Source organism: Paenibacillus sp. CECT 9249 (assembly GCF_918697855.1).
In the GTDB taxonomy this organism is placed as follows: Bacteria; Bacillota; Bacilli; order Paenibacillales; family Paenibacillaceae; genus MSJ-34.
The window spans coordinates 58,351-83,237 of the sequence record NZ_CAKKLI010000019.1; the positions used below are offsets into that span (position 1 = coordinate 58,351).

The following is a 24,887-nucleotide window of genomic DNA, read 5'->3' on the forward strand; positions in this document are numbered from 1 at the left end:
GAACTATGAAAGCGAAAAGAACCGGCATCTTGCTGCTTGTCGCGGCGGTATGCGCCGCCGCTCTGCTTCTATGGGGGGGATGGTCATTGGCAACAAACGGCATCGGAGACAAAACGGCAAACGCGCCGTACAACGGGCACGGCGGCACATTCAAAAATACGCTGGCGGAAATCGATACGCCGGATCCCAGCATTGTCTACGCGAACGGATACTATTATATGACGTTTACGCATAACGGAGCGGATATTATGGTCATGAAATCGCGGACCCTCGATTTTCGCCAAGCGGAGCGGAAAGTCGTCTGGTATCCGCCGCCGGATACAATGTACTCGTCCGGCATTTGGGCGCCTGAAATTCAACATTTGCAAGGCAGATGGTATATTTATTTCGCCGCGGACGACGGGGCGAACGAGAATCATCGCATGTACGCGCTGGAAGCCGATACAGAGGATCCCATGGGCGACTATACGTTCAAAGGCCAAGTAACCGACGAAACGAACCGCTGGGCGATCGACGGGCTGGCGGTGGAGCATGAGAATAAGCTGTACTTCGTCTGGTCCGGCTGGGAAGGCGATGTCAACATCCGGCAGAATACGTATATCGCCCCGATGAGCGATCCGCTCACCATTAGCGGGCCGAGAGTATTGTTGTCCGAGCCCGATCTGGAATGGGAACAAGCCGGGGGACCGCCGTTCATCAACGAAGGGCAAGCGATCCTGAAAAAAGACGGCAGGCTGTTTATCGTCTATTCCGGGGCCGGAAGCTGGACCCCGTTCTACAGCCTCGGCATGCTCGCGCTTGCGCCGGGCGGAGATCCGCTCGATCCGTCCGCCTGGACGAAATCGGCGCAGCCGTTGCTGCAAATGGACGAAGAGGCGGAAGTATACGGCCCGGGACATAATACGTTCGTCGCGTCCCCGGACGGCACGGAGCATTGGATCGTATACCATGCCACGAGCGGTTATACGGACGGTTGGAACAACCGCAAAGCGCGCGCGCAGAAGATCGAATGGAACGAAGACGGTACGCCGCATTTCGGCAAGCCGTTATCGCTCGATACGGCGATTCCGAATCCTGCGGGCTCGGGCGTGTTCCGGGCGGAACATGCGAACGCCGCTTCCGGCAAGCTTGAATTCGATCTCATTCCGTCAAGCGTCGAGACCGAAGCGCCTCTGCTCATCCATTACCGGAATCCAGCCGGGGCTTCGCGCTCGCTCGACATATGGGTAAACGGCGAACAAGCAGGCACGGCCGCGCTGCCGGCGACCGAAGCGGATGCGCCCGGTTATGCGTATGCTTTCGTGCCTTTGCAGTCCGGCCACAATACGATCGGATTCCCGCTTGCGGATGACGGCTTGCAGGTGGAAGCCGTTGAAATTCCCCGGTACGAGGCGGAGTCCGCGCAAGCCGAATCTATGGCGGCGACGGCAGACCATCCGCACGCCTCCGGCTCCGGCATCGCGCAAATCGAGGGCGGTAAAGGGACGGCGCTTCGTTTCGCCCAAGTCAACGTGCCTGTACCCGGAACATACCGGCTGGGGCTTGCCGTATCGAATCCGTCCGGAAGCGATGCCGCGCTCGATATCAAGGTGGACGGCGGGAAGAAGCGATCGCTCGCCATCCCAGCAACGGAACGCAATCAATACATCGTTGCGGCCGTCGAAATGAAGTTGAAGTCCGGGACGAATGTCATTACACTTGAAAATGCAACGGGTCGTCTGAACCTTGATTATATCGATATTACGCGATGATTCGTTCGGGCGATCGACGAAAGCGATAGGGAGGCATCGGCATGAAGATTGTTGCGATTTTCTCGGGAAAGGCGGGCTTGCGGCTCGCCATCGTTCTCATTGCCGTCATCTTGTCCGGATGCGCCGATGAAGCGCCGCGCCCGAACGACGCAAGCCCCGGCAAAGAACCGCCGATCCGGCTTGAATATTGGACGCCGTTCAGCGGCGGGGACAACCAGTTTATGACCGAAATGGTCGAACGGTTTAACAAGGAACACGGCAGCATTCAAGTCGTTCAAGTGAACTCGCGGCTCGACGAATACTATTCCCGGTTGCGCACCGCGATCCTATCCGGCAACGCCCCGGATGTCGCCATCATTCATACGACAATCTTGCCCCAATTCGTACAGAACAACTATATCGAAAATTTAACGGTACCCGCGCAGGAAGTCGGCCTGCGCTGGGACGAATTCAATGCGAACATTCTCGAATCCACCGTATACGACGGCATTCCGTACGCCGTGCCGCTGGATACGCACGCTCTCGTTATGTATTACAACAAGACGTGGCTGCAGGCGGCCGGCGTATTGGGCGCCGATGAGAAACCGGTCATCCAGGCGGGGCCGGAAGGGTTCGTCGCTTTCCTGCAAGCGATCAAAGCTGCCGTACCGCCGGACGTCGCCCCGATGGCGCAGCCAAGCACCCGCATCGACTCGGTATGGCTGTGGTGGAGCTTGTACAACCAGATGGAAGGCGGAGGCGCGTTCTACGACGAGAATAGCACCAAGGCGGTGTTCGATAACCCCCAATCGCTGCAAGCGCTCGAATTGATTCACGACCTGTACCGTTCCGAGCTCATTCCGCCGGACATTAACGATGCCTTCAAAATGTTCTACGACGGCAAAGCGGCGGTCCTCATTACCGGAATGTGGGGCACCGGCGCATTCGAACATAATAAAGCGCTTCATTTCGGCGTCGTTCCCATGCCGGTATTGTACGATCGTCCTGCGGTATGGGGGGATTCGCATACGCTGGCCATCCCTACCAAGCATGGAATGTCCGATGCCAAACGGAAGGCGGTTGCGACATTCGCCCAATGGATCGTCGAGCATGGCGAGATGTGGGCGGAGGCGGGGCATGTCCCAAGCGCGACGAAGGTGCTCGGGAGCGATGCGTTTCAAGGCTTGAAATACCGAAGCGATTATGCGGCAACCGCCAACTATGTCGCTTATTGGCCGCGCCATGTGAAGCAATGGACCGTTGTCGAATGGCTCATTAAGGAGTTCGAGAAGATGAACTACGGACGGCAAACGCCCGAGGAAACGCTGCGCGCGGCGGCCAAGCGGGTCAATAGCGAATTAGCCAAATAAGGAGACAAGCATGAGAATCGTTCGAACCGCCTTGCAACGGTTTAAAAATCAGGAACTGGCACGAAAGCTGATCTGGATCAACTTCATTCTCATCGTCATTCCGTTCGGCATTATCGCGATGTTCGCTTTCTCCAGCTTTACGAAAACGATGGAAAAGAACGTCGGGGATTACCAGCTTCAAACGTTAAAGCAGGCGACGTTAAATATCGATACCTATATGAATGAATTGAACCGCCTCTCCATCATGCCTTATCAATATCAAGAAATTCTCGATTATTTGGAAGCCCCCCGGGAACAAGGGCAGCCGCTCACCTTGGAAGAGATCGACCAATTGAACGGATTCGTCTCCAAAGTGTTCCTCAACGGAAGAGTCGATATTATGGGCGTTTCATTGTATGGCGAGAACGGCGCCTCCTATGTGGTGCTGCCGGAAAGCCAGTACGTGACGACCTATAAGCTCGACGACAACGCGGATTGGTTGAAGAAAGCCCAGGGCCAATTCGGGCAACCGGCGTTCATTACGACCCATGAGGTGAAATCGACCGGCGGCACGGCCTATCAGGTGTTCTCGATCGCCCGCGAGCTGCGCAGCTTCGATACCGGCAAGACGCTTGGCTACATCGTCATCGATATCGATCCGAAGCTGATTATGCAAATTTTATCCCAAGTCAGCCTGGGGAAGAGAGAGTCTCTCTACATTACGGACAAACTCGGTAATTTGGTCATCCGCAAAACCAATTCCGAGGTATGGTCGGGCCTGGGCGCGCTCAGCGGCGAAGGGGTATCTCATCTGAGCGATCAAGGCGAGCGTCTGCTCGCCGCCTATGTGACGTCGCCGGTCACGAACTGGACGACGGTAGGCGTCGTGCCGGTGGACGAGCTGATGAAGGACAGCGTCGTCGTCCGCAATTCGATTCTATTGATCGGAACGATTTGCATCGGGCTTGCGCTGCTGCTCTCGGTCTTTCTCGCTTACCGCATCACGATGCCGCTGCGCAAGCTGCGAAGATTAATGCGCAAGGTGGAGCGCGGCGATCTTCTCGTTTCGTTCCCGGTAACGCAATGGGATGAGGTCGGGCATCTGGGCAATGCCTTCAATATGATGGTTTCGAAGCTGAGCGAGCTCGGATATTTGTTGTATGAGACGGAAATCCGCGAGAAGGACGCGCAAATTGCGGCATTGCAAAGCAAGATTAACCCGCATTTTCTCTACAATACGCTCGGCTCCATCAGCATGTATGCGGAAGTGGAAGGCAACCGCGAGATCGTGACGATGGCGAATAATTTAAGCCGCTTGCTGCGGTACAGCCTGAGCGACCGGAAAGAGAAAGTAACGCTGCGGGAAGAATTCGAGCATGTAAAAGGATATATGACGATTCAAAAAATGCGGTATGAAGATCGAATCCATTTTGACATGCAGGCGGACGAAGCCGTTCTTCGCTGCAAAGTTATTCCGCTCATGATTCAACCGATCGTGGAAAATGCGATTAATCACGGCTTGGACAAAGGCGTCGGGAACGGCTGCATTCGGCTGTCGAGCCGGCAAGACGGCGGCACGCTGTACATCGTCGTCGAAGACGACGGCATCGGCATGACGAACGAACAGCTGGAAGAAGTGCGGCGGCGCTTGCGCGAAACGAAAGATGTGGGAGGCACGACGGGAAACGGATTGTTAAACGTGCATCGCCGAATCGTGCTTCATTTCGGCAGCGGTTACGGAGTCGCCTTGCAGAGCATGCCTTTTCAGGGTGTGAAGGTCACGTTATCGCTGCCGGTCAACCTGTGACCCCGGTTCGGCCGCAGACGTGGAGGAGGTTTCTGCATGCCTAAAATTTTGATTGTAGACGACGAGACGATTTTCCGCAAAGGGTTGCGTTCGATGATTTCCGCTATGGATCAAGATTGGGAAGTGGTCGGGGAAGCGCGGGACGGGTACGAAGCGCTCGACATGCTGCAGACGCTGCAGCCCGAAGTGCTCTTGACCGATATCCGCATGCCCCGAATGGACGGAATTCAGCTGCAGCAAGTTGCCCGGGAACGTTTTCCGGATCTGCTATGCGTTGTCATCAGCGGTTACGACGACTTCACCTATGTGCGGCAATCGCTCCGGCAAGGCGCCAAAGATTACGTCATGAAGCCGATCGAACGCGACGAGTTGGCGCGCGTGCTCGGCGAGATGAAGCGGAAACTTGCGAACAAGGCGCAGCGGGATTCGAAAGCCATCGCGCCGAAAGAAGATTACTTGATCCGGCAGCATGTGAGCGAGCATCTGATCGCCGGCTTTTTGCGGGGGAGCATGCATGAGAGCGAATTGCAACTGTTGCAAAAAATCGGCGTCGATTTTACGCATCCCTACTATATGTGCATCGTGATCAAAATGGATAAAAGTTCCGTCGGCCGGGACCGGTTCAAGCGGGCCGATCCTTCGTTATTTCATCTGTATATTCAGCAATTTGCCCAGGAAATTTTGAACAGGCGCGCGAAAGCGTTCTGCTTCGTCATGTCGGATACCGATGTGGTGGGGCTGCTGAATTTGCCCCATCCTTCCGCAATGGATCATATCGCTGAAGCGGCGGAAACGATTCGAAAACAGATCAAATCGTTGTCCAATCTGACCGTGACGATCGGGATGGGACAACCCGCGGAGGGGATTCGGCAAATCCCGCGAACGTACAATGAAGCGGAGATCGCCTTGTTATACCGATTGATCGTCGGAGGAGATAAAGTGCTCGACTATGCGCAAACGGCGGCCGGCCGGGCGGTTCAAACCGGCATGAAAAAATGGTCATGGGAGGCGCTGGAACAATCGATCAACGAAGGACGGCCGGAGGAAACGAGCAGGCGCGTCGAAACGGTCATCACCGACCTGTGCCGGCAGGCGAAAAATCCGGAAGCGGTGCATCAGCAAGTATGCAAATTATTGATTCATTATTATGAGCTCGCGCTGGAGCTTGGCATTTCCAAACGTTGGCTGGGCGAGAAAGACATCCGCTCCGTTCTGGTTGACGTATGTTCCTTATCGGCTCGGGACGAATTGATTGAAGCGTGCCGGACCCTGTTAACTCGATTGACGGAATGCATCGGGGGCGGAACCGCCCCGTTCGAGTCCGGTCCGATCGATAAGTCGCTGCGCTTTATCGAGCGGCATTTCGACCAGCCCGTCACGCTCAAGGAAGTCGCCGACGCCGTTTATTTGAACCCCGCCTACTTCAGCACGTTGTTCAAGCAACGTACCGGCAAATCGTTTATCGAAAAACTGACGGAAATTCGCGTGGAAGCGGCGAAAAAGCGGCTCGCCTTCACCGGCGACAAAATCGCCGTGATCGCCGAAAAAACCGGATTTGCGAATATCCGCCACTTCAACCGCGTATTCAAGAAGGAAACGGGCGTAACGCCCAAGGATTTCCGCGATCGGATCCGCAGCAGCCATGAACCGGAACGTTAAGGGCAATAAGAACCCCGCTTCACGCGCGCGAAGCGGGGTTCCTTTCGATTAGATCGTTACTGGTTGCCCTGGTTGCCCTGATTGCGCTGGCTGCGCCGTTTGCGCCGGAACACAAAAACTCCGCCGCTTTGGAAAACAATCACAAAACCGTTTTCCAGCAGGCATCTGCGAGCCGGGGCGAAACGCCGCCCAACTACCAGGAATCCTTGGCATGGCGCGGAGCTGCCGATCACGCATACCCCGCTGATTCTCCGTACTCCTGCCTGATCCCGTCTCGTTCGAATCGTTACGATATCCGCCAATTGTTTCAACTCCTTTTTACTAAGATAGTATTAGAGAATGCTAGAGTCGAAAGAATGGCTTCATTCAAACGCACAAAACGACAAAAATATACGGAGGCGTGATCTACACCACATCGGCATGCTCGATCTTTCTGATCGACAGAAACGCGAGGAATACGCCGACCCCCGCCAACAGAACAGCTACCGAAATGAATGAGGTAAAGACGGAAAAGCCGTTCGTATCTTGGCAGACGACGATTGCAAGCAAGAAGGAAGATACGATCGTCGTCGCGGACGAATATTTTCTCATTCCGAAATAGAGAGGGATCAAAGCGATCATGCTGCTCAATGCGGCGTCGATCGGGATCCATACCGCCTTCTGCGCGATCAACGATGCCGTTAGCTTTGCCGGAACGACATCGGCAAAAGAATCGAAGATATAGAAGGCGGCGTACAGCAATACATTTGAGACGATCATGCATATAAAGGTAAACAGGACAACAATAATCAGCTTGGAGAGCATCAATTTGATCCGGTTGATCGGATACATGAACAATACCGTTATCAATTTGTTATTGAACTCGCCTATGACTATGCGAGCCATAAGTACCGATGCGAAAACGAGAAACGTCGCTCTGACGATCGTATCGATGAGCAAGAAAGCCGTCGCGTAATCCGTAAATATGGCCTCGCCCTCGAATTTCTCCACAAAGGAGATAAGACATAAAAAGCCGAAAATGATTAGATTGGCAATCAAGGCCGAGCGGATGTAAACGCCAAGCTTATACTTGCGCATTTCCAATCTCATTAGCTTAAGCACTCATTTCACCCCCATTCAACAATTGCAAGAAGTAATCCTCCAACGAGCTGTTTTGCTTCCGGATCGATTCAATAGCGATATCGTGCATAACGAGCGACTTCGTTAGCTCGCTTTGGTTCAATCCCCCGTCGTACACCCGGATGAAGCGGTTGTCGATCACGCGCAAGTTGGATATGTTCAGATGATGTTCCAGCACAAACGCCGCTTTGGCGCAATCGTCCGTCGTCAATTCGATATAATCGACGTTCCGTTCCTTAATCTGCTCCATGGACACTTCTTGTATCATTTTCCCGCCGTTAATGACACCGACAGTATCGGCAATCTGCTCGATTTCGCCTAGAATATGGCTGGAGATCAAAAGCGTAATTCCATATTCCCGCGACAATACCTTGAACAAATCGCGCAGTTCCTTAATGCCTACGGGATCGAGGCCGTTAATCGGTTCATCCAAAATCAACAATTCCGGTTTCGTTAAGACGGCTCTCGCTATGCCCAATCTTTGCTTCATGCCAAGCGAAAAGTCCTTGACCGCTTTTCCTTCGATTCCGTACAAATTGACCAGTTTCAGCGCTTCGCCAATCGCTTTCTTGTTGTGATAGCCCATATACTCGCAATGAATATCCAAATTTTCATAGGCTGTCAGTCTATCATAGAAAATCGGGTACTCGATGATTGAACCTATCCTCCCCAATACTCCGTACGAGGCGTCGGCCAATCGTTCGCCGAATATTTCTATCTCGCCGCCGGTCGGCTTCACCAAATTCGTGATCATGCGCATCATGGTCGTTTTTCCCGCCCCGTTCGGCCCTAAAAACCCGTAGATTTCTCCTTTTCTTACATTCATGCTGACATCCGACACGGCTTCCTTGCCTTGATATGTTTTCGTGACATGATGAGTCCGCAATATATAGGACATGTTTCTATCTCCTCTCTCTCTTCGCTGCTTCTTATGTTAAAAGATGAGATTATCTTTTTTCTTACCCGATTCTTACAAATTTCTTAAGCTCCCTAGCGTTAAAAAGCTTATAGAGACGAATCCCCTCGGTATTCACTCCATAAGCTTCTTCTATAACCCCCGGACCATAGGTCCGTCTTATTGATTCAGGAAGCGCAAGATACGCCCGTTGACGATTTCCGCTTGTTCCGCATTCAAGCAATGGCTGGCGCGAGGAACGATTTCCGTCTCCGCGGTTGGAATCAGTTTACGGACAAGTTTGGCCGCCTTGCGGGCATTGTAGATGACCTCTTCCTCTCCGACGAGGAACAGGGTCGGAACCGCCAATTGCTGCAACTGCTCTTGCGCAAACCGTTTCGGTATTACTTTAAGCAGCATGCGGCAATGAGTATACGCTTCCACGGCTTGGCCCATCGCAAGCTCGTCCAGCCGGTTGCCCTTCGCCAGAAACCAGTTCCATGCCCGTTCAATTCTCCGCGGGCTCGGCAGCAGCAAGGCCGGGTACACTTTGAACATAAACTGCAGCGGAATCGAATAGAACGCCCCGACCGGAGCGAGCAGAATGAGGCGATTCACTTTCCTGGGCGCATGCAGCGCAAAATTCAGCGCCAACCATCCCCCCATGGAATGTCCCAATACATTCGTCCTTCCCAATCTGAGCCCGTCGAGAACGTCGCTTAGCCAAAGGTTGCAATCCTCCGGGGATTGCAACGGTTTGGTCACAACGCTTTTCCCGAAGTCCCCCATCACATCGACGGCATAGGTGCGATATCGGCCGCTCAGATCGGCGATATTCTCTTTCCACATCGTAGAATTTGCGGTCATGCCATGCAACAGGAGCAAGGGGGGAGCCTCAGGCTTTCCGCATGCGATGACATGAGTCGTCCCGAAACGGGTCGAAATATCCAGCGTATCGTAGGGAACCGGCCAAACGGACAAAATTTTGCTGTAAGCGTCATGAAAACGCTGTTCTCCTTCAGGAGTTTTAAAAATTGTATACATGTAGTTGATCAACGGCTCCTTTTGGCTATAGGTTAATATGTCAATCTTGTGAAACGGATGGAGAACACCGTTTCCACATCGGGCTTGCTGTTCACATGAATCGTGCCTCCCAGTTTCTCCACCAACCGTTTCGTAATCGTCAGGCCGAGTCCGCTGCTCTCGTTGGACCGGTTTCTCGAATCCTCAAGCGTATACATACGCTCGAACACCCTGTCCTTATGCATCTCGCCGATGCCTCTTCCCTTGTCCCAAACGTCGATCGCGGCATAGGAATCGTCGAACCGCAACGTTAACCCGATCACGTTTCCGTCGCCGCCATACTTTACCGCATTGGAAATCAAATTGTCCAGTATGCGGTCCAGCGCTTCCTCGTTGCCTAATATATATACCGGCACATCCGGTATCCGAATCCGCACGTCCAAGCCTTTCCCCGATAAAATATCGTAAAACTGCAATATTTTCCTCCGGCATACCTCGCTCAGATCGATTCTGCCCAAGGGAAGATCCTTATCGCCGGATTCCAGCCTGGCCAAATCGAAAAACTTATGGATCAATCCCAATACTTCGATCGTTTTTTGATGCACTTTGGAAAGGAGTGCGTTTCTTTCCGCCGCATTCATAGTATGGTCAAGTTTTAACGTTTCCAAATAACCTTGTATGACGGTGAGCGGCGTCTTGAGATCATGTGAAATGTTCGATATCATCCGCTTCACCGACATTTCCGTTTTCAATCCATGAGCCGCATTGGCTCGGTTCGTTTCGAGCAAATCGTTGATGGCGATCAATAACGGGATCAGCTCTTTGTCGCCGGTAACGGCGAGCACCTTCTCGCTTGTACCGTCGGCAACAATCCGGCGAAGCTGTTCATGGACGCGCCGCAGGCTTGCGCTTCTGGTTCGGCCGGCGCGATACTGCGCCACAACGACGCACAGCAGAATAACGATTGCGATCGAAAGAAAGACGACCATATTAACCGCCTTCCCATTTATAGCCGATACCCCATAGCGTCTTAATGTATTTCGGGCTGGACGGCTCATCTTCGATTTTCTCGCGCAACCTTCTCATATGTACATTAATGACATTTTCATCGCCGTAATATTCATCGTTCCATACAAAACCGTAAATTTGCGCTTTCGTGAACACCCGGTTCGGGTTGGTGACGAATAATTTCAAGATATCGAATTCTTTCGAGGTTAATTTGAGTTCCTTATCGTTTTTGGCGACCGAGAAATTATCCAAATCGATCGTTAAACCGCCGACGGTCACGATCCGATCCGGTTTCGTCGGCAGCGCGTCGGCCGCGTATTTCGTCGCTCGCCTGATCGCGGCCTTAATCCTTGCGGAAATCTCGATCATGGAAAACGGCTTGGCGATGTAATCGTCGGCCCCGAAGCCCAGTCCGAGCGCCTTATCGATATCGCTGTCCTTGGCCGACATGATTAGAATCGGCACCGCGCTTGTCTCCCGGACGATCTTGACCAATTCGATCCCATCCAGTCTAGGCATCATAATATCGACCAGCAGCAAATCGAAACGTTCCTTCCGGAACGCTTCCATCCCTTCTTCGCCGTCGTATACCGCCGTGACGTCAAAGCCCTCTTTCGTTAAATATTGCCGCACCATGTCCACGATATCCCGGTCGTCTTCCACCAGTAAAATTTTATTATGCACCCTGTCTCAACCTTTCCACACTCCATCGCAGCAGCTTTGGCGTAACATAAATAAACCGCTCAATACTGACTTTATAAAAAACTTGTGCGGATAGCAACAAAATGTGCCTTAATTAGTAAAAAATGAACCCGTTCGCCTCCGCATCAGCAAACGGCCCCACGAGCAAAAGCCCGGTATCAGCCGTTGGAAAGGCTGTACCGGGCTTGGGGCACCGTTCTATGTCCATGTGATCAAGAATGAACCGCTTCTTGCAGCGGATTGGATTCAAGAAATCTCTCGCAATCGAGCGCGGCCATGCACCCGCTGCCGGCTGCCGTAATCGCCTGTCGGTATTGATGGTCTTGCACGTCTCCGCAAGCGAATACGCCGGGAATGTTCGTCTCGGTCGTGCCGGGACGTACGAGCAAGTAGCCGAGATCGTCGGTATCGAGCTGGCCGTTCAGGAAGCCGGTGTTCGGCGTATGCCCGATCGCGACGAAGATGCCGTCCGCTTCGATCACTTCCTCGGCGCCGGTCTCGTTGTTGCGCACTTTCAATCCTTGCACGCCGTTATCTCCGGAAACGACCTCGAGCGGCGTTCTGTTCAAGCTCCAAGCGATTTTCTCGTTCGCGCGCGCGCGATCCTGCATAATTTTCGAGGCGCGCAGTTCCTCGCGGCGATGCACCAGACGAACTTCCGTCGCGAAACGCGTCAAGAAATTCGCTTCCTCCATCGCGGAATCGCCGCCGCCGACAACGATAATTTTCTTCCCGCGGAAGAAGAAGCCGTCGCATGTCGCGCATGTGCTGACGCCGCGGCCCATGCTTTCCTTCTCGCCGGGAATCCCGAGCAGCTTGGCGGAAGCTCCGGTAGATATAATCAGCGTCTCCGCCGATAATTCACCGATGCCCTCCACTTGCAGTTTAAAAGGCCTTTGCGACGTATCGACTTCGTTGACCCAGCCCCTGCGGAATTCCGCGCCGAAGCGTTCCGCTTGCTTGCGCATATTGTCCATCAGTTCCGGTCCCATGACGCCTTCGGGGAAGCCAGGGAAGTTCTCCACCTCCGTCGTCGTCGTCAGTTGCCCTCCCGGCTCCGGCCCTTCGATCACGAGCGGGTTCAAGCCCGCCCGCGCCAAATAAATGGCCGCCGTCAATCCGCTCGGCCCGGTTCCGATTACGATCGATGTATACATTTCGTTTCCCTCCATCCGTTCATCTTTGCATTCCGAAGTTCCAGCCCCGTTGTTTCCGCTCCGTTAGTTGCTAGCGTGTTCTAATATTTTCGCTTGAATGGCGCGCGCCGGCGTTAATCCAACCATTTTGTCCACGGCTTGCCCGTCTTTAAACAGAATCATCGTAGGAATGCCCGCAATCCCGAAGCGGGACGCGATTTCAAACTCTTCGTCGACATTCACTTTCGCGAACGAGGCCGTTCCTTTCATTTCTTCCGACAGTTGCTCGACGATCGGCATTTGAACTTTGCAAGGACCGCACCAAGCCGCCCAGAAATCGACAAGCGTCACTCCGTTTTGAATTTGCTCTTGAAACGAATCTTTCGTTAATGCTGTAACAGACATGTTTCTTTCCTCCCTATTTTTGTTTATTGTACAATTACATAGTTGTTTGGTTAACTTGTTATTTATAATATTCCTTTTTGCCGGAATTGTCAACTCCATCTATCACGGTATTGCGGCATCTATGCAATATTTATGCTCCGTTTTGTCATCCTTCCTTCGTGCTCCTTGATTTTTCGCGGTTCATTGTTTAAGCTTAACATATCTGGATTACTAGTTAACTGAGAAGGTTGGGTGCCCTGCAATGGAACATTCAGACTTGCTATTTACAATCGATTCCCGCTCCCCCTTGCCGATCAATGTGCAAATGAAGGAGCAAATCAAATGGTTAATAGGGAAAGACTTGCTGAAACCGGGGGATACGCTGCCTTCGACCAATCAGCTCGCAGATCGGCTTTCCATTAATCGCAATACGATCCAATGGGTGTACTCTCAATTAAAAGAGGAAGGCCTCCTGACGATTCAGAAGGGACGGGGGACTCAGGTTGCCGATCAAGCCAAGATCGAGCAATTTAAACGAAACAATCCATATTTCGGGTTCGTGGAGAAAATGATTAAAGAGGCTTACGAGGCAGGGTATCCTACCGAGAATGTGCTGTTGTCCGGTTTCGCCTACATGCAGCTCTTCGGCCAGCCGCTGAAGAAGAAGAAACGCTATCTATTCTTCGAATGCAAATCGAGTTCCTGCTTCTTCTACCTGGACGAAATTAAACGGACGACCGACGCGGACATTCAAACGATTGACATCTCGTCGCCCGAGGAAATGCTGCACGATGCGGTGCGCAACACGGACGTCATCGTCACAACTCTGGACCAAGCGGACTCGGTGAAACGCTTCGCCGAACCGGCGCACAAGACGGTCATTACCGTAGGCTCAGCCAATGATGTATCCCTGCTGTTCAATATGCTGCGCCCGCAATAACGCGTCAGATATAGTATAATAAGCGAAATATTCCACAGTTAATGGGGGCGTATAAGATGAACTCATATCAAGGCATGAATTTGGATCAGCTCAAGGACGAATTGATCCGAACGGCCAAAAAAGCGTATCCGCTTTTCATCATAGGCGCGTTATATTGGTTTGTGATGGGCTTGCTTGGACTCTTTCTGGAGCAGAAGCTAACGGCGCTTATCTCCGTGATCGGCATGGGAAGCATTTTCCCGCTGGGCACTTTGCTTGGAAAACTGTTGAAGGCCGATATCATGTCGTCGAACCCTCTCGGTGTCATCGGCGGTTTGATCGGCGGCATTCAACTCTTTTTCATTCCGATTTGGGTTGTCATTTATATCGAACATCCGGAATGGATTCCGATGTCGATCGGCATGATGAGCGGAGCCCATTTTCTGCCGTATGTATGGCTTTACAAAAGTAAAACCTATCTATTTCAAACAATCGCTACCGTCCTCGTCGCCTTCATCGGCGGGTACATCTTCATGGACCAAGCGTTTCTGGTTGTTCCGTTCGGCTTAACGCTCGTTTATCTCATCACCGTAATCGGTCTTGTTGCCGAAACCGGCTCTTATATCCGTTCCAATCCGGTGAATAAATCTGTTTAATCAATCTTTTTCCAAAGAGCTTCCGCGAAAATCGATATCCGCGGGATGCTCTTTTTTGTTTTTCGGCGAAAACATCGGTCGATTCCGATTTTATACTTTGTTTAGATTTCGTTTATAGGGGGTTTAGAGCCGCCGGGTATCATCAAATATGAAGCCGGAATCATCCGGCGAACAACCGATTGGAGGGAATCAATATGCAAAAAAAATGGTTAGTGATGGCGGCGGGCGTCGGAATAGGAGCGCTGCTGCTGGTTCAAAGCGGCTTGTCCGTGAAGGCGAGCGGTTCAGGTTACGAGGCTTATAAATCGGCGGTTAAGAACATGCACTCGATCGCCAGCGTTACCGCCGACGTTAGCGTATCGGTAGCGGACAACGGTACGAACGTATTGAATATCGAGTCGTCCGTCAAAGCAAGCCGCCAGCAAGAGGCCGCGAGCGCGGACGTGCGCGTGAATGCGGGAACAGAGGATATTGCAATCAGTACTTATCGCGAAAAGGACAAAACGATCGTAAAAACCGGCGATAGCGATCTATACCGCGTCATCGAAGACGACGGCAAGGAGCGGAAACATCGCGACCGCGGCGATAAGCCGTTTGCTGAAAGCGAAATGGAACATGTGCTCGACGCCTTGATGGGGCAATTGCGGAATCAAGTCACGATGGAAGCCAGCAGGGACGGCGGCAAGCTGGTCTCGCTGCATCTGGACGGAAGCCAGATTCCCGCCGCGGTCAATGCGATCGGTGCGTTGATGTTGAAGCATGCAGGAGGCTCTCATCCCGGAGATTTCGGCCCTTGGCATAACCAACCGGAATCCGCGGAGGCATCGCCCGATTTCCGCGTCGATCTTCCCAAGCTGACAGACGCGATTCAAGTACAGTCCATACATTTGGATGCCGTAATCGATAAGGATAATTATATTGAGCGTCAAACCGCAACCGTCGTCGTTACAGGCAAGGACGCGGGAGGAGCGGAGCATGAGATCGCCGTCACGCTGAACGCCGGTTTATCGGCACTGAACCGGACCGTTCCGGACACGGTCGATTTGAACGGCAAGAACGTGGAAACGATCAAGCCCGAATTGGCGAAGCATTCCTGGCGCCGTTCGTAACATGGCATAAAGCCGGAAAGGGAGTGGCATAATGGAGCCGATTATAGAAGTGGAACAAGCAGCCAAACTGCATCGAAACGGGCGCGGCATACGGGATATTAGCCTAACCGTGTACAGAGGGGATATATTCGGGCTGTTCGGTCCGAACGGAGCGGGGAAAACGACGCTTTTGAAATTGATCACCGGATTATGCGCGCCCGATCGCGGGAACGTCCGGTTATTCGGCCACCCGGTTGCGGAACGGTTCGAACAAGCGATGAAACGTGTCGGTTGTCTCATTGAAACGGCGGACGCCTATGAATATATGAGCGCTTACGATCAGATGAGAATGGCCGCCCGATTTTATCCCGATTTGCCGGCGGGGCGCATCGCGGAAACGCTGGAATGCGTCGGCTTGACCCCTTATGCGCATGAGAAAGTTCGCAATTACTCGCTCGGGATGAAACAAAAGCTCGCGATCGCGCTTGCGCTTCTCTCCGAACCGGAGCTCGTGATCCTGGACGAACCTACGAACGGACTGGATATCGAAGGACGCGTCGAGTTTCGCAACTTGGTATGGCGTCTTGCCCGGGAGAAAGGCATCGCCTTTCTCATCTCGAGCCACTTAATCCAAGAGATGGAGCGGCAATGCAACCGGATCGGCATTCTATACGGCGGCTCCCTGATCCGGCAAGGCACGATGGAGGAGCTGACGGAGGAAGGCCAAACTTCCCTCGAGCAACTCTATCTCTCGGAAATCCAACAAGCTAAGGGGAGTGCTGCCCATGCATAGTTTATACGCAAACATGCTCAATGAAGCGGAGAAACTGCTGCGCCAAAGAAAAACGAAATGGATTCTCGCCCTGACCGTCCTTGTTCCCGCAGCGGCGGCGATATTCCTTGGCAATATGCGGAGCAATACCGGCGTCTTGCTTGGCGGCGGCACGGATTTCACGCTCCTTATGCTCGGCGTATTCACCTCCGTACTGCTGCCGCTGTTTCTATTTATGACCGCGGCCGACATCTTCGCCGGGGAAATCGACGCCCGCACGATGAAGCAATTGTTGACGCGCCCGATCGCCCGGTCGAAGGCTTTCGCATCCAAAGCGCTTGCCATCGGGATGTATTTGGCCGTTCTGCTCGCTGTCATATGGATCGCATCCACCTTGTCCGGCCTTCTGATGAACGGGGGCTTCCAAGCGGACCGGCTTGGAAACAGCATCATCGCATACGCCGCCGCTTTCGTCGCGATGGCCGCCATTGCGATGTTCGCCATTTTCATCGCTCAATGGTTCCGAAGCAGTTCCAGCGCGCTCGTCCTATGCATCATTATCTATATTGCCGCCAAGCTGCTTCCTTTCTTTTATCCGCAAATCGCAGACTGGTCAATCTTCTCTTTCACGGACTGGCACCGGTTATGGCTGGGAAGCGGAACGCCTTTCGGCACATTGTTCCATATATTCGCATTTTTACTGTCGGCTAGTATAATAACCTATATGGCAGGTTGGTATCTGTTCGAGAAAAGACAATATTGACCTCAACTACCTTGAAGGAGAATTGAGATGTCCATTCGCACGAAGCTGCTGTTGTCTTATATTGCCATGATCATCATTCCCATTGTCGTGTTTATGTCGACTTCCATTTTGCTGTTCGCTTTGTTCTTCAAAGATCTTATGGGCAATGATCGCCTATCTTCCATCCGCGAAGGAAGAAGGCTGCAAGAGTTTGCGAACGGCATGATGCAATTGAACCAATGGTCGGAGGGGCTCGGCTTGGTAAGCCGGTACAACCCGGATTTGTTAACGGACGACGACTTTTTGCGCAAGGCGGATGAAGAAATGCGCCAAGTAAAGTCGGGGTTTGCCGTGGAAAAGGACCATCGGCTGATCTACGCATCCTCTATGATCGACACCCCCGACCTGTATGAGCGAATCAGTGATTTCATGCTGGAATCCAGGGGGTACGGCAAGCGATACGGACATCATAAATTCGAAATGAACGGCAACTCCTATTCGGTGAGTGCATATCAAGCAACCTATTCGGACCAAAGCAAAGGAGCCGTCTATTTTTTCGAAAATACGGGCAAGTATGCCGCATTCTCCCAATCGTTTTTTCCGCTGTTGTTTCTTTTCTTGCTGGTCGTCCTCGGGCTGACGAACGGACTGTTAACGTATCTGGTGTCGCGCAGCATCATTCGCCCGTTGAACGAACTGAAAAAAGCGGCGGAACATATTAAGGAAGGCGATCTCGATCATGAACTGAAGACAGGGAGGAAGGACGAACTCGGCGAATTAAGCCAGACCTTCGAGGAAATGAGGCTGCGCCTGCGGGAATCGATCCGCATCCAGCTTCAATACGAAGAGAACCGGAAAGAACTCGTTTCGAACATATCGCATGATCTTAAGACGCCGATTACCGCCATTACCGGATGCGTGGAAGGACTGCGGGACGGAATTGCCGACACGCCGGAGAAGCGGATGAAATATATCGATATGATTCACAAGAAGACGTCGGATATGGATCGGTTAATCGACGAATTAATGATGTATTCCAAGCTGGATTTGAAACGATTGCCGTTTCTATTCGAAAAGGTCGACATCAATGCGATGCTGGACGATTATGCGGATGAACTGCGCCTTAATCCGAAAAATGCGGGCGTAATATTCAAGTATGATCGCCTTGCCCGCCCCGTATATGCGATTGCCGACCGCGAGAAACTGGGAAGGGTCGTCGCCAATATCGTGGATAATAGCCTGAAGCATATGGATAAACAAGACGGCGCGGTAACCTTCGAGCTGCAGGACGGGCGGGAGGAAGTGACGGTCGCGATTGCGGATAACGGGCGCGGCATCGGCGTCCAATCGTTGCCTTATATATTCGAGCGCTTCTACCGGGCGGACCCGTCGCGCAATACGAGTACAGGGGGCAGCGGCCTGGGATTGGCCATCGTGAAGCAGATCGTAGAGGAGCATGGCGGCAAAGTGTGGGCGGACAGTACGGAGGGCCAAGGAACGCGGATCGCGTTTACTTTGAAAAAATCGGAAAGGCGCTCAGGCGAAGGTGAAGGTGAAGCGTATGAAAACGATATTGATCATTGAAGACGAACAAGTCATTGCCGAGGTGCAGAAAGACTATCTGGAAGCGAGCGGATTCGCGGTCGAGATCGCCGGGAGCGGCGATGTCGGGCTGGATAAGGCGCTCCGCGAACATTACGACTTGATTCTGCTCGACCTGATGCTGCCGAACGTCGACGGTTACGAAATTTGCAGGCAGATTCGGGAAACGAAGAACATCCCGATTTTGATGGTATCCGCCAAGAAGGAAGAAGTCGACAAAATTATGGGCTTGGGTCTGGGAGCGGACGATTACATTATTAAACCGTTCAGCGTCGGCGAATTGGTCGCACGGGTCAAAGCCCATCTCGCCCGATTCGAGCGATTGACCGGCGGCCATGGCGGCGATGCCGGGCATTCGAAAGATCAAATCCGCATGCAAGGACTGCTCATCGACAAGTTGTCGCGCAAAGTGTTCGTAAGGGATGAGGAAATCGTTCTGACCACGAAAGAATACGATTTGCTGTTATATTTGGCGACGCATCCGAACAGGGTCTTCCGCAAAGACGAGCTGTTCGAGCGCATATGGGGACTGGATTCGATGGGCGACAATGCGACCGTCACGGTTCACATTAGCCGGCTGCGGGAGAAGATCGAGCGCAACCCATCGAAGCCGCAGCATATTGAAACGATTTGGGGCGTCGGCTACAGATTCAACCTGTAGAACCGGCGCCCGCTCCGTTGCGGAACGTCAGCCCTCTTCATCTTGGGGCAACGCATCCTTCTCCGCCTGCAAAGCCGCGTCCCGTTCCTTGTTCGCTTGGTCCAGTTCGAGCTGGCCTTTTTCGATAATCTCTTTGTACCGGTTCCGCAATGATTACTTAAAAACATTTTCAAGATTCACAATATTAAAATCATTTGTAATTTTATAAGAATTTAGTCTATTTTTGCTTTTATCATTATCAAAAATGGTGACTCTTTTTTTACTATCTTCTATAACGATGCCAAATCTATGTTTCATGTCGTCCTGCACCGGCGTTATATAATAATGATATTTGGAAGGTGCGTTCTTATTAGATTTTTTAAGCTGAATGCCTGCAAATCATTCATGATTTTTTGAATTGTACTCTTATCGGATACGATCATTTCTTTTCTGTCTTCAGATGATATCCTAGTAATATTGAGCGAAGTAATTTCCTTGCCTTGTAACGGATCTAATACGACTTGCTGAAACGATGTGTATAAACTTGAAATATAAACGGGCACGAGAATAGCGGCGATTATTAGTACCATGAATAGTGAAACGAGTAAGCGCTTATTTTTTTGCATATCATCTGTCTCCCATCATTGGCGTGAAAAATCACAAGATAATTATAGAAGAAAAGAGGTCGTTTCATGAATCATCCGGAAGACATTATTCATTCCGCAGAGAAGTTTGCCAAACAACAACTGGAATTTGACCCGAGCGGGCATGATTGGTGGCATATTCAACGTGTTAGAAAGCTCGCTGTTGAATTAGCCAAAGCCGAACATGCAAATATCTTCGTGTGCGAATTAGCCGCTCTTTTGCATGATGTGGCAGATGAAAAATTGAATGTATCCAAAGAAGCTGGTTTATCGAAAGTCCTCCTATGGCTGACAAACCATAATGTAGAGCATCGAATCACGGAAGAAGTAATGACCATCATCTCGACCATGTCATATAACGGCGGGAAAAATCCGCCCATGGAAACATTGGAAGGCAAGATCGTACAAGATGCAGACAGGCTCGATGCGATTGGAGCAGTGGGCATTGCCAGAGCTTTCGCTTACTCCGGATGGAAGGGTCTGCAAATTCATCATCCGGGAAAGAGTTTCGAGAACCTCGACTACAGATCCAATGAAAAAACTGCAATATACCATTTCCATGAAAAATTACTAAGAATAAAAGACTTGCTCAATACGGATTCTGCAAAGAAAATTGCAGAGCAAAGACATCGGTTCATGGAAAGTTTTTTGGAGCAATTCCATCAAGAGTGGGAATTCAATGATTACAATTTATGACGGTTGATTGCCTAGCCGGATTTCTATTTTCTCGCAAAGGACAGCCCTCTCTCTTTAAGAGCCTCATTCAATATTCTTACCGCTTTAGGCCCGACTCCATGCAGCTTCAAAATGTCCGCTTCCGCCACTTCGGTTAATTGTTCAAGCCTATAATACCCGACATTTGCGAGAGCGCGTGTCGCAGGCTTGCCCATCTTGGGAAAATCGCTTTCTTGGGAATTTTTATCAATATTATCCATAATGATCCTCCTATACCCGCTAGCCTGTTGCTAGCGATTTTGTTTCTGTTTGCGCCATTGACCCGGAAGGGCGATGGTCGTCTGCTCGAGATCCGTTTCCCAAGTTCGACGTCTCGCGTATATGAGCCTCAAAGGCTTGAGAATTTTGGCCGGCAGGATGAGGTTGGAGCTTACATGGGGAAGAAATAAATGGAGGCCGTCTGTAGGGAATTTCCAGCAGACAGCCTATCGTGCATGGATATGCTTAGTACCTCTAAGATTTATATACATCCCTACGCGAACTAATTTTGATAACAATAATAATTAATTCATCGTCATGAATGGAATAGATAATACGAAAAGAGCCTACTCGAAGTCGATAACGATTTTCTACGCCCTGCATCTTCTTAATGTCAAGTTCAGGATGTTTTGGATTTTGCGATAATTCGATTACGGGTCACCGTATCTTGTTTCCGGAGACTTTTATACGCATCCTTATAGAACTTAACTTCGTAACTCATGCTCTACATCCTTAAAGTTTATTAATTCACCCTTTAAGTATGCTTCAGTAGCGCTGTTAATTGCATCCAGATCCTCCTGAGTAGTAGGTTCGTCGTCCAGAGGGATTTCTCTGCTAGTAGTTGTCTGAGAAAGCCGCTCCATTAAATCGGTAACTAACTCAAGATCTTTGTCAGATAAACGATCAATAAGTTCATGAATACGATTCTTACTTATTGTCATAAAATACAACCCTTTTAAGGATTAATTATGACCATTATAACATTTTTTAGACTTAGATATACTTAACCAAATGTAATGGTAATTCGTAGAATGCTCAGAACAACGTATTAAAATTATGATTAACCCTCAACGGAACGTTGCCGTACCGGCTCACGCTTGCCTTGCCGAATCATGAAACGGTAGCAGCCCATGGCGCCGAGAGCGCAGCAAGCGATGACGATGCCCATCGGCACGGCGGTTTGGCTGCCTGCGATGCCAACCAACGGAGACGCGGCGGAACCTGCGATAAACGGCAGCAGCCCAAGCAAAGCCGACGCGCTGCCTGCCGATTTGCCTTGGCTCTGCATCGCCAGCGAGAAGCCGGCCGTGTTCACCATACCGGTGCTGGAGACGGACACGAACAAGAACAGCAGTACCGTAAATAACGGCGCCTTGACCAGTATCATGGCAAGCAAGCCAAGGCCTCCGCATAAGGATAGCAAGAGTCCGGCCAAGAACAGCCGCGATTCATGAAAACGTGCGGCCAGGCGGCCCGTAAGCTGCGTCGCCAAGATTAGGCCGAGCCCGTTGACGGCGAAGAAAATGCTGAACGCTTGCGGCGAAGCGCCGTAAATGTTCTGGAGCACGAACGGCGAGCCCGAAATGTAGCTGAACATCGCCGCGGACACGAAGCCTTGCGCGCAAGCGTACCCCATGAACGCGCGGTCGCGCAGGAGCCGGCCGAACGTGGATACGGTCGTCTTGACGCCGCCGGTGGAACGCCGCTCGGGCGGCAACGTTTCGCGCAAGCCGAAGGCGGCGGTCGCAACAAGGACGACACCGAGCAGGCCCAGCACAACGAAGACCCCGTGCCATGACGTCACTTGCAGCAGTTGGCCGCCCGCGATTGGAGCCACGATCGGCGCAAGACCGTTAATAAGCATCAACAGCGAGAAAAATTTGGTCAGTTCCGAACCGGAATACATATCGCGCACCATAGCGCGCGCAATGACGATGCCCCCGGCCCCTGACATCCCTTGAATGAAACGGAGCGCGATCAACCCCCAAATCGAAGGCACTGCCGCGCATAGCACAGACGCGACCGCGTAGACGGTTAAGGAAATGATAAGCGGCTTGCGGCGGCCGCGGGCGTCGCTGAGCGGCCCGAGCAACAGCTGGCCAAGCGCCAGGCCGAGCAAGCAAGCCGTAAGGCTAAGCTGGGCGAGCGATGTGCTCGTATGCAAGTCGTTTGCCAAGATCGGCAATGACGGCAAATACATATCGATGGAAAAAGGACCGATAGCAGTCATGGACCCTAGCATCACGGCCATCGACAACCGTTGTCCCCATGTGAGCCCGACTGCCGGTCGATCTTGATGTTTCATAGCTGCATTCAACCTTTCGTCGTGTAGATCGTCGGCCCGAAATTGCGTTAGCCGAAGCGATATCCTCTCCGATTACAATATGTCACAATTATAGTTACACCTTGCCGGAGATTCAAGCGAATATTTTGGCAGCACATTTTTATTCAAATTCTTCTTCCTCTCTCCGATAAAATAAAAAAACCGCAAGCGGCAGCCTGCGGCATTGTTGGATTGTATTTCGATATCGTTTCAAGTGAAATGAACGCACTTGTCCCTATTCCACCATCGCCTTCGCATGCCGAAACGGCAAACTCTCTCCGACGATCATCCACACCTAAAAAAGGCACAAAAAAACCACCGGCAGACGGAAAAGACGAGAGCGGTCATAACAAAAGAAACGCCGGTTGGCGTCCCTTTCACGATGAATCATTTATTTGGCAAACCCGTTCCAAAACGTGATGTCCTCGATCGGCAGCCGCGTGGTCGGATGTCCGGGCGATGCCGCCTTGCCTACCGCGATGAGCATGACCGGAACATAGCGTTCGGGAATCTCGAACTCTTGCATGAGCCGGTCTGCATGAAACCCGCCCATCGGCACCGTATCGTAGCCTCTGGCTTTCGCTGCAAGCATCAGCTGCATGCTAACCAAACCGCCGTCGATGAGAGCGATATGCTCCAGCTTTTCCCGCCCTATTTGGGAATAGCCCGTTAAGGTTCGTTCGATCATATTTTGTGCGATCTCTTTCGTCATATAGCCTGCTTCGACAGCCGCTTTGTAAACTTTAGGGGCATTTTCGTATCCTTGCACATCCCCCAGCACCGCGATGACCGCAGCCGCATCTACGACTTGCTTCTGGTTGTTTGCGATCGGCAGCAGCCGTTCTTTCACTGCCGGATCGTCAAATACAAGAAACCGCCACGGTTGCAGATTGCTGCTCGACGGAGCAAGCGCCGCTTCTTTCAACATATCGGACAATTCTTCTCTCGAAATCTTCGCGGCGGGGTCGTAATGGCGCACAGAACGGCGCTCCCGTACAACCGTCATAAAATCTTTCTCTTTCACACTTGTCGTTGCCATGCTCTCCAACCTCCTAATAATGTAACATTTTCCCAAGCTTCTTAGCCGCCTTGTTATCTGTGTGAAATTTAACACAGTTAAGATCGCAAGAAACTGTTCGTTTATTAGCACAGTATAATGCGGCATCGATCGATTGTCAATATGATTTATCTGGATCAGATGGCGGCCGAATCGGCGATATCTTTGATCGTGTAACGGCTTAACACTCCGGCAATGCTGCTGTCAAGCTCTGACGATATATCGGTAAATATGGAATTCATGCAAAGTCCGAAGGCATGGTCGCCCGTCGAGTCGAGCATACTGTCTTTCAATGGGTTCGTTCCTTCAAGGGCGGTTAATACGTCCGCCAGCGTAATCGCTTCAGGCGCTTTCTTAAGCCGATATCCGCCATCACGGCCTTCCCGGGTCTCGACGATATTGTTCTGCACCAGCCTGGCCATAATGCGTCTCAGTAAAGTGGGCTCCGATTGAAGATAGTCTGCGATCTCGCCGCTGGGACAACGGTTCTCGCATTTGGACATCATCACTAACGCCTGAATTGCCAATCCGAAAGATTTATAATTGGGAGGGCAGGAGCTTTTTTCTGTTTTCAACGCAAACGCCCCCTTCTTTGGTCATGGATATCATCAAAATTATAACAAACCGCCATATATGGTTCAATACGTACGGCCTCATTGCCAAGCGTTCGGCCGGCACAAGCGGAAGCCGGATGCTTTGCCGCGGAATTGGTTATAGTAACAAATGACAGTTACTATACGAGGAGGAATATGGATGGACAGTACGCATGATTATGTAGAGAAGCTGCACGATACCCAGAAGAAAGCCGAGAAAAACAAAAAACGCCAGGGCGAAGGAATGCCTTCCGGCGAACTTCCGACAAAACAGAAAAGTACAAATAAGTAGAAGAGAAGAGACCGTAGAGAGCAACGTTGAATG

The 24,887-nt window shown here is 51.6% G+C and carries 28 protein-coding genes; 13 read left to right on the plus strand and 15 right to left on the minus strand.

The features are described from left to right. The first annotated feature begins 5 nt into the window (after positions 1-5). From LQ229_RS14835 to LQ229_RS14850, 4 genes are read left to right on the plus strand one after another with little or no spacing between them, the layout of a single operon-like run. Positions 6-1,751: a family 43 glycosylhydrolase gene (locus LQ229_RS14835; RefSeq protein ID WP_230192147.1), complete on the plus strand. Its 1,746-nt coding sequence runs from the start codon at positions 6-8 to the stop codon at positions 1,749-1,751. A 41-nt stretch (positions 1,752-1,792) separates the two neighbouring features. Then, positions 1,793-3,100 (plus strand): ABC transporter substrate-binding protein, encoded by a 1,308-nt coding sequence (locus LQ229_RS14840; RefSeq protein WP_230192148.1) that lies wholly within the window; start codon positions 1,793-1,795, stop codon positions 3,098-3,100. A gap of 10 nt (positions 3,101-3,110) precedes the next feature. After that, the gene (locus tag LQ229_RS14845) at positions 3,111-4,886 is read left to right on the plus strand and encodes a sensor histidine kinase (RefSeq protein ID WP_230192149.1); all 1,776 of its coding nucleotides are present in this window, start codon (positions 3,111-3,113) and stop codon (positions 4,884-4,886) included. 36 nt (positions 4,887-4,922) lie between these two features. Then, positions 4,923-6,545, plus strand: a complete 1,623-nt coding sequence (locus tag LQ229_RS14850) for a response regulator (RefSeq protein WP_230192150.1) — start codon at positions 4,923-4,925, stop codon at positions 6,543-6,545. A 56-nt stretch (positions 6,546-6,601) separates the two neighbouring features. Here the strand turns inward: LQ229_RS14850 and LQ229_RS14855 are convergent, their stop codons facing one another. From LQ229_RS14855 to trxA, 8 genes are all read right to left on the minus strand, one after another. Further along, entirely contained in the window at positions 6,602-6,847 is a 246-nt protein-coding gene (locus tag LQ229_RS14855; protein ID WP_230192151.1) for a hypothetical protein, read from the minus strand. 103 nt (positions 6,848-6,950) lie between these two features. Next, positions 6,951-7,646: an ABC transporter permease gene (locus LQ229_RS14860; RefSeq protein WP_230192152.1), complete on the minus strand. Its 696-nt coding sequence runs from the start codon at positions 7,644-7,646 to the stop codon at positions 6,951-6,953. After that, entirely contained in the window at positions 7,639-8,562 is a 924-nt protein-coding gene (locus LQ229_RS14865) for an ABC transporter ATP-binding protein (protein ID WP_216536905.1), read from the minus strand. The genes LQ229_RS14860 and LQ229_RS14865 overlap by 8 nt, the downstream gene beginning before the upstream one ends. A gap of 177 nt (positions 8,563-8,739) precedes the next feature. Continuing rightward, on the minus strand, positions 8,740-9,540 hold the full coding sequence (locus LQ229_RS14870; RefSeq protein WP_230192153.1) for an alpha/beta hydrolase: 801 nt from the start codon (positions 9,538-9,540) through the stop codon (positions 8,740-8,742). Between the two features lie 95 nt (positions 9,541-9,635). Then, complete coding sequence (locus tag LQ229_RS14875) at positions 9,636-10,571, minus strand: sensor histidine kinase (protein ID WP_230192154.1); 936 nt, start codon at positions 10,569-10,571, stop codon at positions 9,636-9,638. A 1-nt stretch (position 10,572) separates the two neighbouring features. Continuing rightward, a complete protein-coding gene (locus tag LQ229_RS14880; protein ID WP_216536902.1) occupies positions 10,573-11,274 on the minus strand; it encodes a response regulator transcription factor in 702 nt (233 codons plus the stop codon). Between the two features lie 230 nt (positions 11,275-11,504). After that, positions 11,505-12,449 (minus strand): thioredoxin-disulfide reductase, encoded by a 945-nt coding sequence (trxB, locus tag LQ229_RS14885; RefSeq protein ID WP_216536901.1) that lies wholly within the window; start codon positions 12,447-12,449, stop codon positions 11,505-11,507. A gap of 63 nt (positions 12,450-12,512) precedes the next feature. Further along, positions 12,513-12,833, minus strand: a complete 321-nt coding sequence (trxA, locus tag LQ229_RS14890) for a thioredoxin (protein WP_230192155.1) — start codon at positions 12,831-12,833, stop codon at positions 12,513-12,515. Positions 12,834-13,074: 241 nt separating this feature from the next. Here trxA and LQ229_RS14895 point away from each other — a divergent pair, with 241 nt between their 5' ends. The 7 genes from LQ229_RS14895 to LQ229_RS14925 all read left to right on the plus strand — a co-directional run bounded on the left by LQ229_RS14895 (position 13,075) and on the right by LQ229_RS14925 (position 19,252). Continuing rightward, entirely contained in the window at positions 13,075-13,752 is a 678-nt protein-coding gene (locus tag LQ229_RS14895; protein ID WP_216536899.1) for a GntR family transcriptional regulator, read from the plus strand. A 56-nt stretch (positions 13,753-13,808) separates the two neighbouring features. Beyond that, positions 13,809-14,387, plus strand: coding sequence for a hypothetical protein (locus tag LQ229_RS14900; protein ID WP_230192156.1), 579 nt, complete (start codon positions 13,809-13,811; stop codon positions 14,385-14,387). Positions 14,388-14,581: 194 nt separating this feature from the next. Next, complete coding sequence (locus LQ229_RS14905; protein ID WP_230192157.1) at positions 14,582-15,496, plus strand: hypothetical protein; 915 nt, start codon at positions 14,582-14,584, stop codon at positions 15,494-15,496. A 31-nt stretch (positions 15,497-15,527) separates the two neighbouring features. Next, positions 15,528-16,268, plus strand: coding sequence for an ABC transporter ATP-binding protein (locus LQ229_RS14910; RefSeq protein ID WP_230192158.1), 741 nt, complete (start codon positions 15,528-15,530; stop codon positions 16,266-16,268). Further along, entirely contained in the window at positions 16,261-17,010 is a 750-nt protein-coding gene (locus tag LQ229_RS14915) for an ABC transporter permease (RefSeq protein WP_230192159.1), read from the plus strand. The genes LQ229_RS14910 and LQ229_RS14915 overlap by 8 nt, the downstream gene beginning before the upstream one ends. Before the next feature lie 27 nt (positions 17,011-17,037). After that, positions 17,038-18,573: a HAMP domain-containing sensor histidine kinase gene (locus LQ229_RS14920; RefSeq protein WP_230192160.1), complete on the plus strand. Its 1,536-nt coding sequence runs from the start codon at positions 17,038-17,040 to the stop codon at positions 18,571-18,573. Beyond that, complete coding sequence (locus LQ229_RS14925; protein WP_230192170.1) at positions 18,551-19,252, plus strand: response regulator transcription factor; 702 nt, start codon at positions 18,551-18,553, stop codon at positions 19,250-19,252. The genes LQ229_RS14920 and LQ229_RS14925 overlap by 23 nt, the downstream gene beginning before the upstream one ends. A gap of 27 nt (positions 19,253-19,279) precedes the next feature. Here LQ229_RS14925 and LQ229_RS27125 read toward each other — a convergent pair whose 3' ends face one another. After that, on the minus strand, positions 19,280-19,402 hold the full coding sequence (locus tag LQ229_RS27125) for a hypothetical protein (RefSeq protein ID WP_290370037.1): 123 nt from the start codon (positions 19,400-19,402) through the stop codon (positions 19,280-19,282). A gap of 521 nt (positions 19,403-19,923) precedes the next feature. Here LQ229_RS27125 and LQ229_RS14930 point away from each other — a divergent pair. Then, entirely contained in the window at positions 19,924-20,571 is a 648-nt protein-coding gene (locus LQ229_RS14930) for an HD domain-containing protein (protein ID WP_216536893.1), read from the plus strand. 23 nt (positions 20,572-20,594) lie between these two features. On the opposite strand, the gene LQ229_RS14935 is transcribed toward LQ229_RS14930, so the two are convergent. From LQ229_RS14935 to LQ229_RS14955, 6 genes are all read right to left on the minus strand, one after another. After that, on the minus strand, positions 20,595-20,810 hold the full coding sequence (locus LQ229_RS14935) for a DNA-binding protein (protein ID WP_216536892.1): 216 nt from the start codon (positions 20,808-20,810) through the stop codon (positions 20,595-20,597). A 253-nt stretch (positions 20,811-21,063) separates the two neighbouring features. Further along, positions 21,064-21,240 carry a type II toxin-antitoxin system RelE/ParE family toxin gene (locus LQ229_RS27315; RefSeq protein ID WP_356710888.1) on the minus strand — a complete coding sequence of 59 codons (177 nt, stop codon included), beginning with the start codon at positions 21,238-21,240 and terminating at the stop codon, positions 21,064-21,066. 53 nt (positions 21,241-21,293) lie between these two features. Beyond that, positions 21,294-21,530 carry a hypothetical protein gene (locus LQ229_RS14940; RefSeq protein WP_216536890.1) on the minus strand — a complete coding sequence of 79 codons (237 nt, stop codon included), beginning with the start codon at positions 21,528-21,530 and terminating at the stop codon, positions 21,294-21,296. A 119-nt stretch (positions 21,531-21,649) separates the two neighbouring features. After that, complete coding sequence (locus LQ229_RS14945) at positions 21,650-22,894, minus strand: multidrug effflux MFS transporter (RefSeq protein WP_230192161.1); 1,245 nt, start codon at positions 22,892-22,894, stop codon at positions 21,650-21,652. A gap of 409 nt (positions 22,895-23,303) precedes the next feature. Continuing rightward, entirely contained in the window at positions 23,304-23,951 is a 648-nt protein-coding gene (locus LQ229_RS14950) for a nitroreductase family protein (protein ID WP_230192162.1), read from the minus strand. A gap of 155 nt (positions 23,952-24,106) precedes the next feature. After that, positions 24,107-24,544 (minus strand): Rrf2 family transcriptional regulator, encoded by a 438-nt coding sequence (locus tag LQ229_RS14955; RefSeq protein WP_216536887.1) that lies wholly within the window; start codon positions 24,542-24,544, stop codon positions 24,107-24,109. Positions 24,545-24,722: 178 nt separating this feature from the next. On the opposite strand from LQ229_RS14955, the gene LQ229_RS14960 reads away from it, so the two are divergent. After that, on the plus strand, positions 24,723-24,854 hold the full coding sequence (locus LQ229_RS14960) for a DUF4023 domain-containing protein (protein ID WP_216536886.1): 132 nt from the start codon (positions 24,723-24,725) through the stop codon (positions 24,852-24,854). The last annotated feature ends 33 nt before the right edge of the window (positions 24,855-24,887 follow it).

Coding starts and splice junctions, on each gene's coding strand:
- LQ229_RS14950 (WP_230192162.1), bottom strand. CDS start 23,951: ATGGCAACGACAAGTGTGAAAGAGAAAGATTTTATGACGGTTGTACGG.
- LQ229_RS14910 (WP_230192158.1), top strand. CDS start 15,528: ATGGAGCCGATTATAGAAGTGGAACAAGCAGCCAAACTGCATCGAAAC.
- LQ229_RS14905 (WP_230192157.1), top strand. CDS start 14,582: ATGCAAAAAAAATGGTTAGTGATGGCGGCGGGCGTCGGAATAGGAGCG.
- LQ229_RS14920 (WP_230192160.1), top strand. CDS start 17,038: ATGTCCATTCGCACGAAGCTGCTGTTGTCTTATATTGCCATGATCATC.
- LQ229_RS14940 (WP_216536890.1), bottom strand. CDS start 21,530: ATGACAATAAGTAAGAATCGTATTCATGAACTTATTGATCGTTTATCT.
- trxB (WP_216536901.1), bottom strand. CDS start 12,449: ATGTATACATCGATCGTAATCGGAACCGGGCCGAGCGGATTGACGGCG.
- LQ229_RS14845 (WP_230192149.1), top strand. CDS start 3,111: ATGAGAATCGTTCGAACCGCCTTGCAACGGTTTAAAAATCAGGAACTG.
- LQ229_RS14875 (WP_230192154.1), bottom strand. CDS start 10,571: ATGGTCGTCTTTCTTTCGATCGCAATCGTTATTCTGCTGTGCGTCGTT.
- LQ229_RS14850 (WP_230192150.1), top strand. CDS start 4,923: ATGCCTAAAATTTTGATTGTAGACGACGAGACGATTTTCCGCAAAGGG.
- LQ229_RS14925 (WP_230192170.1), top strand. CDS start 18,551: ATGAAAACGATATTGATCATTGAAGACGAACAAGTCATTGCCGAGGTG.
- LQ229_RS14960 (WP_216536886.1), top strand. CDS start 24,723: ATGGACAGTACGCATGATTATGTAGAGAAGCTGCACGATACCCAGAAG.
- LQ229_RS14935 (WP_216536892.1), bottom strand. CDS start 20,810: ATGGATAATATTGATAAAAATTCCCAAGAAAGCGATTTTCCCAAGATG.
- LQ229_RS14865 (WP_216536905.1), bottom strand. CDS start 8,562: ATGTCCTATATATTGCGGACTCATCATGTCACGAAAACATATCAAGGC.
- LQ229_RS14900 (WP_230192156.1), top strand. CDS start 13,809: ATGAACTCATATCAAGGCATGAATTTGGATCAGCTCAAGGACGAATTG.
- LQ229_RS14895 (WP_216536899.1), top strand. CDS start 13,075: ATGGAACATTCAGACTTGCTATTTACAATCGATTCCCGCTCCCCCTTG.
- LQ229_RS14915 (WP_230192159.1), top strand. CDS start 16,261: ATGCATAGTTTATACGCAAACATGCTCAATGAAGCGGAGAAACTGCTG.
- LQ229_RS14930 (WP_216536893.1), top strand. CDS start 19,924: ATGAATCATCCGGAAGACATTATTCATTCCGCAGAGAAGTTTGCCAAA.
- LQ229_RS14835 (WP_230192147.1), top strand. CDS start 6: ATGAAAGCGAAAAGAACCGGCATCTTGCTGCTTGTCGCGGCGGTATGC.
- LQ229_RS14945 (WP_230192161.1), bottom strand. CDS start 22,894: ATGAAACATCAAGATCGACCGGCAGTCGGGCTCACATGGGGACAACGG.
- LQ229_RS14840 (WP_230192148.1), top strand. CDS start 1,793: ATGAAGATTGTTGCGATTTTCTCGGGAAAGGCGGGCTTGCGGCTCGCC.
- trxA (WP_230192155.1), bottom strand. CDS start 12,833: ATGTCTGTTACAGCATTAACGAAAGATTCGTTTCAAGAGCAAATTCAA.